General features: G+C 55.9%; 10 protein-coding genes. 8 read left to right on the top strand and 2 right to left on the bottom strand.

Going from position 1 to position 16,930, the window contains the following annotated elements; all coding sequences use genetic code 11:
* Window positions 1-165 precede the first annotated feature (165 nt).
* The gene (locus ACW9KT_RS04935) at window positions 166-1,455 is read right to left on the bottom strand and encodes an aminopeptidase P N-terminal domain-containing protein (RefSeq protein WP_457078251.1); all 1,290 of its coding nucleotides are present in this window, start codon (window positions 1,453-1,455) and stop codon (window positions 166-168) included.
* 369 nt (window positions 1,456-1,824) lie between these two features.
* Here ACW9KT_RS04935 and ACW9KT_RS04930 point away from each other — a divergent pair, with 369 nt between their 5' ends.
* From ACW9KT_RS04930 to ACW9KT_RS04900, 7 genes are all read left to right on the top strand, one after another.
* A complete protein-coding gene (locus ACW9KT_RS04930; protein ID WP_457078250.1) occupies window positions 1,825-2,865 on the top strand; it encodes a glycosyltransferase family 9 protein in 1,041 nt (346 codons plus the stop codon).
* Between the two features lie 180 nt (window positions 2,866-3,045).
* On the top strand, window positions 3,046-4,278 hold the full coding sequence (locus ACW9KT_RS04925; protein ID WP_457078567.1) for a M16 family metallopeptidase: 1,233 nt from the start codon (window positions 3,046-3,048) through the stop codon (window positions 4,276-4,278).
* 8 nt (window positions 4,279-4,286) lie between these two features.
* Window positions 4,287-4,766, top strand: a complete 480-nt coding sequence (locus ACW9KT_RS04920) for a YDG/SRA domain-containing protein (RefSeq protein WP_457078249.1) — start codon at window positions 4,287-4,289, stop codon at window positions 4,764-4,766.
* Window positions 4,767-4,807: 41 nt separating this feature from the next.
* Entirely contained in the window at window positions 4,808-5,602 is a 795-nt protein-coding gene (locus ACW9KT_RS04915) for a DUF4184 family protein (RefSeq protein WP_457078248.1), read from the top strand.
* A gap of 8 nt (window positions 5,603-5,610) precedes the next feature.
* A complete protein-coding gene (locus tag ACW9KT_RS04910; RefSeq protein ID WP_457078247.1) occupies window positions 5,611-6,255 on the top strand; it encodes an O-methyltransferase in 645 nt (214 codons plus the stop codon).
* Window positions 6,256-6,432: 177 nt separating this feature from the next.
* A complete protein-coding gene (locus tag ACW9KT_RS04905) occupies window positions 6,433-9,315 on the top strand; it encodes a TonB-dependent receptor (RefSeq protein WP_457078246.1) in 2,883 nt (960 codons plus the stop codon).
* 182 nt (window positions 9,316-9,497) lie between these two features.
* A complete protein-coding gene (locus tag ACW9KT_RS04900; protein ID WP_457078245.1) occupies window positions 9,498-11,807 on the top strand; it encodes a LysM peptidoglycan-binding domain-containing protein in 2,310 nt (769 codons plus the stop codon).
* Between the two features lie 80 nt (window positions 11,808-11,887).
* On the opposite strand, the gene ACW9KT_RS04895 is transcribed toward ACW9KT_RS04900, so the two are convergent.
* Complete coding sequence (locus ACW9KT_RS04895) at window positions 11,888-12,955, bottom strand: fatty acid desaturase family protein (protein WP_457078244.1); 1,068 nt, start codon at window positions 12,953-12,955, stop codon at window positions 11,888-11,890.
* Window positions 12,956-13,198: 243 nt separating this feature from the next.
* Between ACW9KT_RS04895 and dnaE the strand changes: the two genes are divergently transcribed.
* Window positions 13,199-16,882: a DNA polymerase III subunit alpha gene (gene dnaE, locus ACW9KT_RS04890; RefSeq protein WP_457078243.1), complete on the top strand. Its 3,684-nt coding sequence runs from the start codon at window positions 13,199-13,201 to the stop codon at window positions 16,880-16,882.
* The last annotated feature ends 48 nt before the right edge of the window (window positions 16,883-16,930 follow it).

The raw sequence follows: 16,930 nt of genomic DNA, 5'->3' as shown, positions 1-16,930 counted from the left end.
GCCTGATTTTCAGGGTTGCGTTTGGGGCTGCAAAGGAATATTTATCTTTTTTAATTTTCAAAAAAACTGTTTACATATCTTTTAAACCCCAAAAAAGGGACGCTCCCAGATGGAACGCCCCTTTTTCTGAATTACTAGCAGCTTGCTGTTACGCCACCCGCGAGCTTAGCCGCGCATGAGACGTTCAATGTCTTCCACTTCCAGCGGAATAGACTCCATCAAATCTTCGGGCTGGCTGCGCGTGATGAGAATATCGTTTTCGAGCCGGATACCCAGCCCTTCCTCCGGAATGTAGATTCCGGGCTCACACGTGTACACCATACCGGGCTCAAACGTGCGGTATTTGGCCCCCACATCGTGCACGTCGAGGCCCAGATAATGGGAGGTGCCGTGCATGAAGTATTTCTTGTAAAGCGGCGCGGCCGGATCCTGATTGCGCACGTCGGCTTCGTTGAGCAAGTCCAGCTTTATCAGCTCCTGCTCCATCTGCCGACCCACAGCTGCGTGGTATTCTTCAATATTATTGCCCGCTACTAGGTGAGAAGTAGCAAACTTCATGACGGCCAGCACGGCCTCATACACGTTGCGCTGCCGCTTGGTGAAGGTACCATTCACTGGCAGGCTGCGCGAAAGGTCGGCGGCGTAGTTACCGAACTCGGCCCCAAAGTCAAGCAGCAATACCTCCCCATCCTGGCACTGACGGTCGTTGCTCACGTAGTGCAGAATGCAAGCACTAGCGCCCGAGGCGATGATGCTGCCGTAAGCCGGCCCGCGCGAGCGATTGCGCACAAACTCGTGCAGAATCTCAGCTTCAATCTCGTACTCCCACACACCCGGCCGCACGAAGCCCAGCAAACGTCGGAAAGCCTTTTCCGTGATTGTCGCGGCCTCGCGCATCAGCCGGATTTCTTCCTTGCCCTTGATGGCCCGCAGCTGGTGCATAATGGGCGCAGCCCGGCGGTACTGGTGCAGGGGGTACTTCGCTTTTATGTCTTTGATGAAGCGGGCGTCGCGAGTTTCCACTTCCACCACCGCCCGAATGTGCTCATTGGTATTGAGGTAGATATTCTCAGCCTCGTTCATGAGGGCGTGCAGTACCTGTGGGAAGCTATTGAGCCACAGAATAGTGGGGGTGCCGGAGTTGGCGCGGGCCTCGTCTTTAGTGAGTTTATAGCCTTCCCAAATCAAAATAAGCTCGCTTGTTTCCTTCAAAAAGAGGATTTCGCGGTGCTGAGGGAGCGTAGCGTCGGGGAATAGAAGCAGAATAGATTCTTCCTGATCTACCCCAGACAGGTAAAACAGGTCGCTGTTTTGCCGAAACGCCATGGTGCCATCCGCATTGGTAGGCATGATATCGTTGGCGTGAAAGATAGCCATGGATGCCGGCAGCAAGTGCTGGACGAAATTGCGGCGATTTTGAATGAAAAGCTGGGGGTCGATAGGGCCGTAACGCATGGAATGGACTAGGTGGGGAGGAAAGAATGACGCGGAAGGGCGCGGTTGCAAGTTAGGAGAATGAGGATAAGACCGACGCTAAAATGTGCTGCCCGTGGTAACGTAATTCACCTAGCTTTCACTAGGTGCAGCCACCAAATTGAGGCAGAGCAGCACGTGAGCCAAGCCTTTTGCACTGCTTCGTTTTACCGATTTCTGAGTAGCAGCTTTGTGTAATAGATGCTGTCTGTTTTGACTGCACTTTATGCAGGCTGCTTAGTGTTATTACTCTAAAACCAAAAATATGCCCCCCGCTGGGCTTGTTTATCTTGTATCCAAAGGCAGGTTGGCTATTTTCGCCCCCCGCTCTTTTCGCCTCTAACGCTTCTGATGCCGCCCCAGCCGCTGCCGCGCCGCGCCGTTCTGCTGATCCAAACCGCTTTTATTGGCGATGTCATCCTGGCCACCGCTTTGCTGGAGCGCCTGCGGCAAACTGAGCCTAATACACCCGTCGATTTTTTGGTGCGCAAGGGCAACGAGGCCTTAATAGAGCAGCATCCTCATGTGCGCGACGTGCTGGTGTGGGACAAAAAAGGTCACAAGTACCGCGACTTATGGCGCCTGCTGGGCATCATCCGGGCTGGCGACTATGCCCGGGTCATCACCTTGCAGCGTTTTGCTTCTACGGGCCTGCTGACTGCCTTTTCGGGGGCGCCGGAGCGGATTGGCTTTGATAAAAACCCCTTTTCCTTTGCGTTTACCCAAGTTACGCCCCACGTCATGGGTCAGGGTGTTCATGAGGTAACTCGCAACCTGCACCTGCTCAATCCTAGGGCCGAGGCGCCCCTCACGCCGCCCCGCCTCTTTCCTACCCCCGCCGACGAAGCTGCGGTGGCTCAATACACAGCGCAGGGGCCTTATTTGTGCATCGCACCTACGTCGGTGTGGTTCACCAAGCAGTTTCCAGAGGAGCAATGGATAAAGCTGTTAAACGCTCTGCCTGCTCATTACCAGGTATACCTGCTCGGTGCGCCCCCTGACCGCGCCACCTGTGAGCGGCTACGCCAGACTAGTGGCCGGGCTGGCGTCGTGAATCTGGCTGGGGAGCTGTCGTTGTTGGCTTCGGCGGCCCTTATGCGCGGAGCGGTGCTTAACTACGTCAACGACTCGGCGCCCATGCACTTGTGCTCGTCGGTGGGCGCGCCTACCTGCGCCATTTTCTGCTCTACAGTGCCATTCTTTGGGTTTGGGCCGCTGAGCCCTTTTTCACGGGTAGTGCAGATAGAGGAAGAGCTGCCGTGCCAGCCTTGTGGCCTGCATGGTTACCGAAAATGCCCCCTAGGCCATTTTTACTGTGCCCACGGTATTCGTACTCAGCAATTGATCGACGCCTTGACGGAGGCTGAAGATTGGGCGGCCGCACAACACTAGCGCCGGAACGGCGGCCGGTTGTGGGGGGCTTTTTTTGTACCTTTGCGCTCTTTCCACCACCAGCACCAAAGCCGGAAACCAGTCAGGACAAAAGCTGGTTATTAACCGCAGGGAAACCCGATGACTGCCTGCCGCAGCCACCTGTTTCCCGTCCGTTCTTACGACTCCAAGTCCTTCTACATGGCCGATTACGATTTGCACGAGCTGCCCAACGGCATTCGCGTGTTACATAAACAAGTACTACACACCAAAATCGCGCATTGTGGCTTTCTGCTCGACATTGGCTCGCGCGATGAAGACCAACATCAACTAGGCCTGGCTCACTTCTGGGAGCACATGGCTTTTAAAGGCACGGAAAAACGCCGTTCCTTCCATATTCTCAACCGCCTCGAAACCGTGGGGGGCGAATTGAATGCCTATACCACCAAGGAGAAAATCTGCTTCTACGCTTCCCTGCTCAGCACGCACTTTGAGCGTGCCTTCGAGCTGCTCACCGATCTGACCTTTCATTCTGTATTCCCGGAGCGTGAAATTGAGAAGGAGCGCGGCGTGATTCTGGAAGAAATGGCCATGTACCACGATGCGCCCGAAGATGCTATCATCGATGATTTCGACGCCGTTATCTTCGGCAATCATGCCTTGGGCCACAATATTCTGGGTACCCGCCAGAGCGTATCGAGCTTTCAGCAGCAGGATTTTCGGCAGTTTCTGGCCGACAACATCCGCACCGACCGGCTGGTGTTTAGCTCGGTGAGCAATCTGCCGTTTACGGAAGTTAAGCGCTTGGCCGAGAAGTACTTGGCCCCGCTACCCGCTCGTTTAGGCCCGCGGCCCCGCACGCCGTTTTCCTCTTATCAGCGCGTCGATCAACTGGAGCGCAAGCCGATAACCCAGGCTCACTGCCTTATCGGCGGGCCGGCCTACCCTATCGAGGATCCGCGCCGCATCCCGTTTTTCATGTTGACCAATATACTTGGCGGCCCCGGCATGAACTCGCGCCTCAACCTAGGTGTGCGGGAGAAATATGGCCTCGTGTACACCATCGATGCCACGTATTCTCCCTATACCGACACGGGCTTGTTCGGCATTTATTTCGGCACCGAGAAAAAGCAAGTGAAACGCACGGTGGCGTTGGTGCAGAAAGAGCTAAAGACCCTGCGCGAAAAGCCGCTGGGCTCCTTGCAGCTACACACGGCCAAAGAGCAGCTTATGGGCCAGCTAGCCATGTCGGAAGAAAGCAACAGCGGCCTGATGCAGCTATTGGGCAAAAGCACCCTCGACCTAGGCCGCGTAGAGCCCCTCACCGAGATTTTCGACCGTATTCGCCGCATTACTGCTACCGAATTGTGCGAGCTGGCGAATGATGTGCTGCACGACGACAACCTAAGCGTGCTGCAATACGTGCCGGAATAGCAGCAAGAATGGCAAAGCAGACTAGCGTATTTGGTGACCTTCCTGGTATTCGGGAAGGTCACGAGTTTTTAAATCGGTTAGAGCTAAGTGCTGCTGGGGTTCACCGGCCGACGCGGGCGGGCATAGGAGCCCGGAGTGGCGTAGGCGCCGAGTCCATCGTGCTGTCTGGGATGTATGAGGACGACGAAGACCACGGCCACGTTATTGTCTACACGGGCCAAGGTGGGCGCAGCGGTGCCTCGGGCGAGCAGGTAGCGGATCAAACCCTGACGGGCGCCAACCTAGAGTTGGTCCGCAGCTATACCGAGCAGTTGCCTGTGCGTGTAACGCGCCGCGTTGCGGAGGCTGGGGGGCATTTTTTTCGTTACGATGGCCTTTATCGCATTACAAGCTATTGGCAGGAAACGGGCAAATCGGGCCACCAAGTCTGGCGATTTCGGCTGGAGAAGCTACCTCGAAGCCCAACTTCATCGCACCTAACTAAGTAGGTACTTCTATACTAGCGACTTATTATTAGCGTATCTTCTTTATGCCCTTTACTCTTTCGCATCCAGCTATCGTGCTGCCTTTTCTATTTCGAACCCGTCGGTGGCTATCTATGACGGGTTTAGTGCTTGGCAGCATGGCCCCCGATATTGAGTATTTTCTGCGCTTACGGGCTTATGGCCACTACGGGCACACGTGGGCGGGACTATTCTGGTTCGATCTGCCTATTTGTCTGCTCATTGCAGGCCTGTTTCATGGGGTAGTAAAACGACCTTTAGTGCGCTGTCTGCCGTTATTTTTACGCGCCCGGCTGGGCCGGCTAGCCGAGGAATCTTGGCCTATGCGTAACCTCTGGAGCTCCCGGCTTGTGCTGGGCATTTTGGTGGGCAGCTTATCGCATATCTTCTGGGATGCGTTTACGCACAACGACAGCCTCATTACAGTAGACCTTGAGCTGTTAAAATTGCGCGTGGGCCCGTTAACTCTTTACCGCTGGCTGCAATATATTTCCTCCGTTATTGGCTTAGCAGCCATTGCCTGGTTTGTGTGGAAGCTGCCCGCGCAGCCCCGCTTAGTGAAAGCCACCGGCAAGATCCGGCGCCTATTCTGGACTATGAATGGTATCCTCACGTTCGTGCTCTGGCTAGCTTTCGTACTCATACAGGAAACATTTTGGCGGGGAGTTATTATTACCCTCATCGTGACGGGCATTAGCGCATTCTGCTTAGCACAATTAATTACGGCGCTTATCATGCGGCGCTATTTTCAACCCTCCGAGCAAGCCAAAGCCGCCCGCGCCCTTAAGCGCGAAATTGCTCACAACCTCGCCCACAAGTAGCCTCAGCTGTGACCCCCGACAACGAACGCCACGCCTACGCCGAGGCCCACACCACGCCCGAGCCGGAACTATTGCGGCAGTTGAATCGCGAAACCCACGTGCAGGTGCTGGCGCCGCGTATGCTGTCTGGCCATTTGCAGGGGCGCCTGCTGAGCATGATCAGCCACATGGTGCGGCCCCGGCGCGTGCTCGAAATCGGCACTTTCACGGGCTACTCGGCCTTATCCCTAGCCGAAGGATTACTGCCCGACGGCGAGCTACACACCATTGAATTTAACCCCGAGTTGGAAAGCCGAATCCGGCGCTACGTGGCCGCCGCCGGCCTTACTGACCGAATTCACCTGCATATTGGTGATGCCCGCCAGGTGCTCCCCTCCCTCACCGAAACTTGGGACTTGGTGTTTATTGACGCCGATAAGATTAATAACGACGTGTACTTCGAGCTTGTCATTAATCAGGTGCGGCCAGGAGGCTTTTTATTGATCGACAATGTGCTTTGGGGTGATAAAGCTCTGCCCTCCTACCCCATAAAGTCCGCCGATAAAGACACGCAAGCCGTCCGGGCCTTTAACGCCAAGATTCAGGCTGACTCGCGGGTAGAAAACGTTTTTTTGCCCCTGCGCGATGGTTTGCTGCTGCTACGCAAGATTTGACAATATTTTATAAGGCATCAAAAAAGCCCCCCAACCTTACGCTGGGGGGCTTTTTTGATCCATAATAGGCGACAGTAAACCGCAACAAAGCCAAAAAGATTCACTTTCCTTGGCACGCCAGATTAAACCCTGCCGAAAACCAGGCGTCTACGCCCACAGTACCCTGATCTTTCGTGTATGAAAAAGGCGCTACGCCTGCTGTTTGGCTTCTGCCTGACCTTTGCTGCCACTTCGGCCTTCGCCCAAAACCAACCTGTAAGCGGCCGCGTGCTGGACGCCACCGACCAGTCTGGGCTGCCGGGCGCCAACGTGCTGCTCATCCGTCTCCCCGACTCCGTGAAGCAAGGCGTAGCTACCGATGCGGGGGGCAATTTCGCGTTTGCTGAAGTGGCACCTGGCCGCTACCTGCTCACCGTTTCCTTTGTCAGCTACCAAACCCAGCGCCGACCCTTTACGGTAGCATCGGCGCCAGTAGCGCTGGGGGCCATTTTACTAGGCTCTAGCCAGATAAAACTGCGAGAAGTGGAGGTAACCGGCCGCGCTGCCGCCGCTGTACAGAAGGGCGACACGGCCGAGTTCAATGCCCGCGCTTACAAAACTAACCCCGACGCCAATGCCCAGGACCTCATCACCAAAATGCCCGGCGTAACGGTGCAGGATGGTCGGGTGCAGGCCCAAGGCGAAAATGTGCAGCGCGTACTCGTCGACGGTAAGCCCTTCTTCGGCGACGACCCGGATGCAGTGCTGAAGAACATTCCGGCTGAGATGATTGACAAGATTCAGGTGCTGGACCGGCAGAGCGAGCAATCGCAGTTCTCGGGCTTCAACGACGGCAACACCGAAAAAACCATCAACATCGTGACCAAGCCCGCCTTTCGGACGGGGCAATTTGGGCGCTTTGTGGCCGGCGCGGGCGACGAGCGCTACCGCGTGAGCGGTAACTACAACTCCTTCGAAGGCGACCGGCGCTTTTCGGTAGTCGCCCAGTCTAACAACATAAACGAGCAAAACTTTGCCACCGACGACCTGCTGGGCGTAACTAGTAGCTCGGGCGGCGGGGGTGGCGGCGGCAACCGCGGAGGTGGTGGCCGGCCCGGCGGCGGGGGTCGTCCTGGTGGCGGTGGCCCCGGCGGAGGCGGCAACAACACCGGCGACTTCCTGGTGAGCCCCAGCGGTGGCATCTCGACTACCCACGCCATCGGCCTTAACTACTCGGATGTGTGGAAGAAAAAAACCCAGGTGACGGGCAGCTATTTCTTCAATTTGTCAGAGAATCAGGCCAATACCAACCTATTTCGGCAGTTTGCGCTTTCGGATGGGGCGGCAAATCAAACTTATACCGAAAATGCCCGAACGACCAGCCGCAATATCAACCACCGCTTCAATCTGCGTCTGGAGCACCAAATCGATTCGGCTAATTCGATCTTATTTCGGCCGCGCCTGTCTTTGCAGCAAAACAGAGGCAACAACAATCTGAACGGCTTTACCGCCGCCGATGGCCTGGGGAGCAGCAATGTGCTCAGCGCCTACCGCTCCGGCCTCACGGGCCTCAACTCCAGCAACGACCTGCTCTACCGCCACCGTTTCAGCAAGCGCGGCCGCACAATGTCTGTCAATGCAAACGTCAACTACAATCAGCGCGAGGGCGATCACAACCTGCGCACTCTATCCGAATCCGATTCGCTTAATCAGTTCTCGGCCCTGGATCAGAGTGGCTGGAACCTGGGCACGCGCCTAGAATACACCGAGCCGCTGAGCAAGCAAGACTTGTTGCAGTTCAACTACACGCTGGCCTACGCCCCCAACGACTCCGACAAGCGCACCTTCGATTTCGTGGATGACATCGGGGAGTATGCCGAGCTAAACCCTGCGCTGAGCAACGTATTCACCAATACCTACCTGACCCAAGGCTTGGGCGTGAGCTTTCGCCACCAAACGAAAGACTTGCAGGTAATGGTCGGTGCGACGGGTCAAAAAGCTGATTTGAGTAGCGACCAGGAGTTTCCGCTGACTACCAGCCTAAACCGCTCGTTTTACAACTTCCTGCCCAACGCCATGGTGCGCTACAACTTCTCCAAGGAGAAGAATCTGCGCTTTTTCTACCGTTCCAGCACGCCGCCGCCCTCCATCGGGCAGTTGCAGGAAGTCGTGAACAACGCCAACCCCTTACAGCTCACCACCGGCAACCCGGCCTTGGAACAGCAAACCCAGCACTCGGCTACTATCCGCTACTCAGCGGCCAAGCCCGAAAAATCGACTACGTTTTTTGCGCTCCTGCTCGGTAACTTCACCGATAACTACATCACCAACAGCACCCTTATTGCCACCGAAGACAGAGAGTTGGAGCTGAATGGTGGCGTGGTGCGCTTACCCGCTGGGGGGCAATTAACGCGCCCCATCAACCTGGGGCAGCAGTACAATTTTCGTGGTGTGCTCAGCTATGGCTTGCCGGTGGGCTTTATCAAATCCAATATAAACCTAAACGCCACGGCCGGCTACAGCCGCACACCCGGCCTGATCAACGATGTAGTCAACTACTCGCAGACACCTACTTTGGGCTTGGGCGCGGTAGTGAGCAGCAACATCAGCGAGCGGCTGGACTTTACGGTGTCGTCCAACTCTAACTTTAGCCGAGCCCGCAACACCGCCCGCACCCAACTGAATACCAACTACTTTACCCAGAATAGCCAACTGCGCTTCAACTGGATTGTGGGAAATGGCTTTACGCTGCAAACCGACCTCACCCACCGCTATAATGGCGGCCTAGCGCAGGGTTTCAACCAGCAATACGCTCTCTGGAATGCCAGCATAGGCAAGAAAATATTTGAAAAGCAGCGCGGTGAGATTCGCCTGTATGCCTTCGATATACTAGGTCAGAACCGCAGCATTCAGCGCAACGTGACGGAAGCCTTCATCGAGGACACCCGCACGGATATTCTGCGGCGCTACTTCATGGTGATGTTTACCTACAACCTACGGAGCGGCACTGGCAACACTGGTGGCGCCGGCGAGCGGCCGGAACGCCGCGGTCCGGCCGGCGATGCAGGTTCTCCACGCTAAACCTTAGTCAACAACGAAAAACCCCCATTGGCCGATGGCTGTTGGGGGCTTTTTCGTGTCTTCCAGCCGGGTTGCGAAGGGCTACTGAGAGAAGGCAACGACATATTTTCGCCACAGATTTGCCTTCTTTGTAAGATAAACTCCGTAGCCGAGCGTTACTGATCGTGTTATCTACTTATCTGATGAACAAAAGAATACTTCTGCTACTCTTATGGGTCCTGCCCCTGCTGGCGGGTGCTCAAAGCGTAACGGTGCCTTCCGAGCTTGCTTTTGGAGGCATGCGCCTTCGCCTGACAAATGGTGGCCGACAGGCAGTGCAGCAAAAAGTGGATGCCCTGCGTCGCTACCAGCCTTCATTTCAGGCCCGCGTCGACTTAGCTGACGCGTATTTTCCACTGATTGACCGCACGTTTCAGGCCGAGGGAATTCCGCTCGATTTTCGATACCTGGCGTTGCAGGAAAGTGGTTTGCAGGGCGAAGCTCAATCTATTCACGACGCGGTGGGCTATTGGCAGTTTAAGCGCGAGTCGGCGACGGAACTGGGCGTGCAGGTAGACGGAATTGTGGACGAGCGCAAGCACATTGTGGCTTCCTCGCGCGGGGCGGCGGCTTATTTCAAGCGCAACAATGCCACGTTTCGCAATTGGGTAAATACCCTGCTCAGCTACAACCTCGGCCTGACGGGCACCAAGCCCTACACGCTGCCCACCGATGTGGACGCGACGGAAATGGAGATTTCCGAAAAAACCCACCCATATATTCTCACCTTTCTGGCGCACAAAGTAGCCTACGAGCCCGCCGTGGGCCAAAATCCGCAGCCGCCCATGCTGCTGCAGGAGTTTCCAGTGCAGCCCGGTCAGCAGTTAGCTTCGCTAGCTGAAACGCTGCAAACGGACCCCGCCGAACTGGCTCGCCACAACCACTGGCTGCTGCCTGGCAGCACCGTGCCGGCGGGCAAAGCCTACACGGTGCTGGTGCCCATTACTGATGAGCTACAGCGCACCGCTTTGCTCGCTCAGCAGCGCACGGCCACGGCTGGCCAGCTCCTCACCCAGCCCGAAATCGACCCCGAAAACGCTGATTTCGTGCGTATCAACGGCTTGCGCGCCATTGTAGCCCTGCCCGGCGATACCAAGGAAAGTCTGGCACGCCGCGCTAATTTGAAGATGCGCCGCTTCATGCAGTACAATGATTTGTATGCCTTCGACAACATTGTGGTCGGCCAGCCTTATTTCGTGCAGAAAAAGCGTGATAAGTCCTCGGTGCAGTACCACATAGCTCAGCCGGGCGAAACAGTAACCACGGTAGGGCAGAAATACGGCGTACGCACTCAGGCTATTCTGGCCAAAAACCGTATGCGCCGCAACGAAGAGCTTCGACCCGGACGCATGCTTTGGCTACAATTTACCCGCCCGCGCGAAGTGGCCGTGGAATACGTGGACAGCCAGGACAGCCGGGCTATGGCCGCTTTCGAGCGCCCAGTGAGCAGCGGTGGTACGGCTCCAACGGCATCAACGTCTACTTCACAGCCTGCTCCTACTCAGCGCCGCATCCTTTTGCCGGGTAAGAAAGCACCTGCCGAGCCCGCTAGCAGCCAGCCGGTGCCAAGCCCCGTAACGGAGGAAGAGGAAGAAACGATAGAGGATACTCCAGCTATAGTGGCAGCCACGCCTACTCCAGCGCCGGCTGCTCAACCAGCTGAGGAAGATTTGCCCCCCACGGCTGCCCCTGATACAGTTAAGAAAGCGCAGGCATCGAAACCAGCGCTTACCAAGCCGGCTGTCTCAACTATAGATCAATCATCCCCACAAGACACTCAATCTACGACGGCAGCTGAACCGCAGGACACCTCTCGCCGGGCTGCCACTGACACCCCTGAAACTGATAACGCTGACCTGGTGGTGAAAAATCCTGGTCAGGTTGTATTGCGTGATTTGCCTGCTTCGTCTAAAGTAGCCCCCGCCAAAACGGCACCGGCCCAGCCAGCTTCGGCCCCGACAGCTGCCACGCCTGCGCCGGTGCGCGTCACTCCCGCCCCTACACCGGTCCCTGCTTCTACTGCCGTAGAATCCGTGCCTGCCAGTGGTCAGCACGTAGTGCAAAAAAGTGAGTCGCTGTACAGCGTAGCCCGGCGCTACGGCGTACGCCCCGCCGACTTAGCAGCCTGGAATAATTTGTCCCCCAGCGCTGCGCTTGATCTGGGCCAGGTACTCCGCGTGACCCCACCGACCGCAGCAGCGGCTGCAAGTCCAAAGCCAACCGCTCCAGCCACGCTTCCAACGACGCCAAAGCCGGCGCCGGCCGCTGCCAAACCTGCAGCTACCACGCCCGCAGTGAACAGCCCAGTGCAGCACATCGTCGCGGCGGGCGAGTCGATGTACGCTATTTCGCGCAAGTACGGCGTTACCATCAAGCAGATTATGGAATGGAATAATAAGCCTGATTTCAACGTACGGCCCGGCGAAGTCCTGACAATTCGGGCCGCGAAGTAGCTTTTCGCAGAAACGATTTTAACCAAAAAGGACGGCTTAGCGCCGTCCTTTTTGGTTTTTAAATAAGAGCAAAGCTGTGCTTAGTTGTACGCTAATGTAGCTTCTTCAGAAAAGCGAGCCGTCCGCGATTTCAGCATTTCAACAATCTCATCATCATTCTTATACCGGTCGCCTACGTTCACGAAGTGCTTAGCCATCAGGTCGTAGCGCTTGGTCATGAGCCAAGCAAAGAGGTGGAGCCAATGGATGCCCTCAAACACGATAGCGTCGTTTTGCACGTATTTGGGCAACGTTTTCAGGAAATGGTTGGGGTGCTCGGTCCAGTGCAGGGCAGGCCGTACATGGTGGCTAGTGTGGTAGCCGTCGTTCCAGCACTTGTGGTTGTACTTGGTGTTCAGGCACGTTACGCTGTTATGATAGGCATTGGCCGGGTCGATGGGGTTCACAAAGGCATGCTGAGTCCAGTTGCCGAGCATCATTACCACCCGCGAGATGATGAAGGGCAGAATAAACACCGCGAACGTAGCAGGGAAATTCACGAAGCTCATGCCAATGCACCAGGCAAAAAACGCCACCTCGCCCCGAATCGATTTGAAATAAAACTTCTTTTTCTTTTTGCGGTCGAAGTAAGAAAGCAAACGGAAAATACCAACGGTGACGAAGTCACCCAGGTACTGCAAAAACCCAAAAAACGAATCACGCTGGTAGCTCATGGTGGAGCTAGTGTCTTCGGGCATGTTGTTTTCGGCGTGGTGCATACCCATGTGGTGGGTATAATACGTCTCTGGTGTCTGCCCGAAGAACGGCCCAATCACCCACGGAATGCACATATTCAGCCAGTCGTGCTGTTTCTTGAACAGGGGCCGGTGGCATACGCAATGCAGCATCAGACCAAAAGGACCTTTGAAAGTGACGTTGTTTAGAAAATGATACAGCACGGCTGCCGCCCACCACAGCCCGTTGGGCAGGCCAGGGATGTAAAGCAGAATAGCCAGTGGGATGAGCGTAAGCGTGATGTTGAACAGAAGGCGGGCGAAGGGCAAATCGCGCTCATCCTGGCACACCTTCAGGAGCTGAGTTTCCAGCCAGGAGTAGGCAGCAGGTTTTTGATAAACCGGGTCGGTAAGGACGGCGGGTAAAGCTTTCATATACTTTAGTAGGTGTCAGGCGTCCAAAGGAAGTCCGGGTTGTAAGGTCCCGAGGGGGCAAGTTAGCTATGCCAACATGCTTAACGTCTCTTTAGTTAGAATCTATACGCTAGGGGGTCATGGTGGGGTTGGCTGGGGGGCATTTTTATCTAGCTGATTATCAGCCGAAGGGCTCTTTTATCTTCCAACTCCGGGCGGGCTTGGGTATCTTTACTAGATTCTTGTTCGCTTAAAATACTTGCCATGCCTACGTTTTCCCACCTTCACTGCCACACCCAATACTCTCTGCTCGACGGGCAGGCCAGCATTGCGAAGCTCATGAAAAAGGCGCAGGAAGACGGCATGCCCGCCGTCGCCCTCACCGACCACGGCAATATGTTCGGCGCCTTCAACTTCGTGGCCGAGGCCAATAAATACAACGTGAAGCCCATCGTAGGCTGCGAATTTTACTTAGTAGAAGACCGCCACAAAAAGAGCTTCAGCCGGGAAAAAGGCGAGCGCGACGTGCGCCACCACCAGCTGCTGCTGGCCAAGGACCAGGCCGGCTACCACAACCTAGCCAAGCTCTGCTCCATGAGCTTTATTGAGGGCGTGTATTCCAAGTACCCCCGCATCGATAAGGAGCTGCTGCTGCAATACCACGAGGGCCTGATTGCGACGAGCTGCTGCATTGGCGCCGAAATTCCCCAAACCCTGCTCTGGAAAACCGAGTCGGAGGCCGAAGAAAAGCTGAAATGGTGGCTCGATGTGTTCGGCGACGACTACTACATCGAGATTCAGCGCCACGGCATTGAGAACATTGATAACACGGGCAAAAGTCAGGAAGACCTAAACCAGATCTTGCTGCGCTGGGCGCTGAAGTATAACGTCAAGGTTATCTGCACCAACGATTCCCACTACGTAGATCAGCAAGATTTTGCCCCCCACGACCTGCTGCTATGCGTGAACACCGGCGAGGAGCACAGCATTCCGGTTGGCGATTTCCAGACCAAGTACTTCCGGCTGATCTCGCAGGACAATAAGGTGCATTACAACCACCTCGATCAGCTTAGACCGCTAGCCAGCAGCGACGACCATGTGCGCCGCCAGCTTATGCGTATCGACGAAGAGATGCAGCTGCCCAAGCCCCGCTCCCGCTTCGGCTTCCCCAACGATAATTTCTACTTCAAGACCCAGGCCGAAATGGCCGCGCTGTTTCACGACGTGCCGGAGTCCTTGGATAACACGAACGAAATCGTTGACAAGATCACGCCGCCAAAGCTCCAACGCGACATTCTGCTGCCCAACTTTCCGCTCCCCCCCGAGCACCCTACCGCCGACGCCTTCCTGCGCTTCCTCACGTTTAAAGGCGCTTTTGAGGGTCCTAAGCCGCGCTACTCCGTACGGACAGCCGAAATCGAGGAACGCCTTGATTATGAGCTGCGCGTGATTGAAACCATGGGCTTTGCGGGTTACTTCCTTATTACCCAGGACTTTATCAACCACGGCCGCAACATTGGCGTAGCCGTAGGTCCGGGCCGGGGCTCGGCAGCGGGCTCGGCCGTGGCGTACTGCATCGGCATCACCAACATCGACCCGATTAAGTATTCTCTGCTGTTCGAGCGCTTCCTGAACCCAGAGCGTGTGTCGATGCCCGATATTGACATTGACTTCGACGACGTGAACCGTCAGAAAGTCATTGACTATGTGGTAGATAAGTACGGCAAGAACCAGGTGGCCCAGATTATCACCTTCGGTACCATGGCCGCCAAGTCCAGTATCAAGGACGTGGCCCGAGCCATGGAACTGCCCCTGCCCCAGACCAACGATCTGGCAAAAATGGTCCCCGAGCAAGTCGGTACCACCCTGGCCAAGGCCTTTGCCGAAAACCAGGAGCTGGACATGATCCGCCGCGACGAGGCGCCCGACAACCTGCGCGGACAGATCCTGCGCCTAGCCGAGCGTCTGGAAGGCTCCGTGCGCAATACTGGCATTCACGCCGCCGGCGTCATCATCGCCCCAGACGACATCACCAAGTACATTCCGGTCTCTACCTCCAAAGACTCCGACCTGCTCGTAACGCAGTTCGACGGCAAGGTGATTGAGAGTGCCGGTATGCTCAAGATGGACTTCTTGGGCCTGAAAACGCTCACGATTATCGTGGACGCCATCAACCTAATTGAGCGCAACCACGGCGTCAAGATCGACATCGACGAGATTCCGATCGACGATCAGAAAACCTACGAGCTCTACCAGCGCGGCGACACCATCGGCACGTTCCAGTTCGAGTCGGAAGGTATGCGCATGTACCTCAAGGACCTCAAGCCCACCAACATTGAGGACCTGATTGCCATGAACGCCCTCTATCGGCCGGGCCCGATGCAGTTCATCCCGAACTTCATCAACCGTAAGCACGGGCGCGAAACGGTTGACTACCCCCACGAGTTGCTGGAGCCCATTCTGAACTACTCCCAGGGCATCATGGTGTACCAGGAGCAGATCATGCAGACGGCCCAGATTCTGGCCGGATACTCCCTAGGCGGCGCCGACTTGCTGCGCCGGGCCATGGGTAAGAAGGACATGAAGAAGATGGCCATGGAGCGGGAGAAATTCTGCGAAGGCGCCAAAAAGCTGCATGGCATCGTGGCAAAAAAAGCCAACGAGGTGTTCGACGTGATGGAGAAATTTGCGGCCTACGGCTTCAACCGCTCCCACTCCGCCGCCTACTCGGTGGTGGCCTACCAGACCGGCTACCTCAAGGCCCATTACCCAGCCGAGTACATGGCTGCCGTGCTCACCAACAACATGGGTGACATCAAGAAAGTAACCTTCTTTATCGAAGAAGCCCGCAAGCAAGGCGTAGCCGTACTGGGCCCCGACGTAAATGAATCCATCTTGAAGTTCAACGTGAACAACAAGGGTCAGATTCGCTTTGGCATGGCGGCCGTGAAAGGCGCGGGTGAAGCAGCCGTAGAGGAAATCGTGCGGGAGCGCGAAAAAGCGGGACCTTACCAAGACATTTTCGACTTCTCGCGCCGGGTAAATCTGCGGGCCGTGAACAAGAAAACTTTCGAAAGCATGGCCCAGGCCGGCGCTTTCGACTCGTTTGAGCGCTACCACCGTCGCCAGTTCATTGAAGCGCCTTCTGGTGACCAAAATCTAATCGAGAAGGCAATGAAAGTGGGCCAGCAGCATCAAGCCGCTAAGGAATCGGCCCAGCAGAGCCTGTTTGGCGGGGGCGGTGACATGATGTCTATTCCCATGCCCAAGATTCAGGACCTGGAGCCCTGGAGCCCCACCGAGAAGCTGCGCCGCGAAAAGGAAGTGGTAGGCTTCTACCTCTCCGGCCACCCGCTCGACGACTTCAAGCTCGAAATCGATTCTTATTGCACCTGCGGACTGGATAAGATTGAGAGCTACAAAAACCGCGACATCACCGTAGCTGGTCTGATTTCTAACGTGTTGTTCAAGACCACCAAAACCGGGCAGCCCTTCGTCAGCTTCAACATAGAAGACTACGAATCGACGCTCAATTTGGCTCTGTTCCGCGACGACTACAGCAAGTTCTCGGGCCTAATTAACCCCCGCAACTACGACAAAGAGCAGGTGCCGCCCATGTATATCCGGGGCAAGTACCAGCAACGTTTCCGCGACTCCGACCAGTTCGAATTCAAGGTTCTGACCATGGAGCCCCTGTTCAACGTGGCCGAGAAGCTCTCTAACGGCGTGCGCGTGCAGCTCGACCTGCGCACCATCACCGAACCCTTTATGGACCGCTTTATGGAGGCAGTGGAAGGCTGCGCAGGCTCCAAAAAGCTCGAAATCAAATTCGCGGAGCCCCACGAGCATCTGGTGGTTGATACGTATTCCCGCCGCTACCGCATCGAGCCCAAGGAATTTATTCGGAAGATGCGGGAAATGGAGATTGAAGCTTGTCAGCTGATTTAATAGCCTCAAAAATGCTCGAAGCAGATTCTAGAATATAGCCCATCGCCT

The organism is Hymenobacter sp. HD11105 (assembly GCF_054051685.1).
This window is presented reverse-complemented; position numbering and strand designations above follow the sequence as displayed.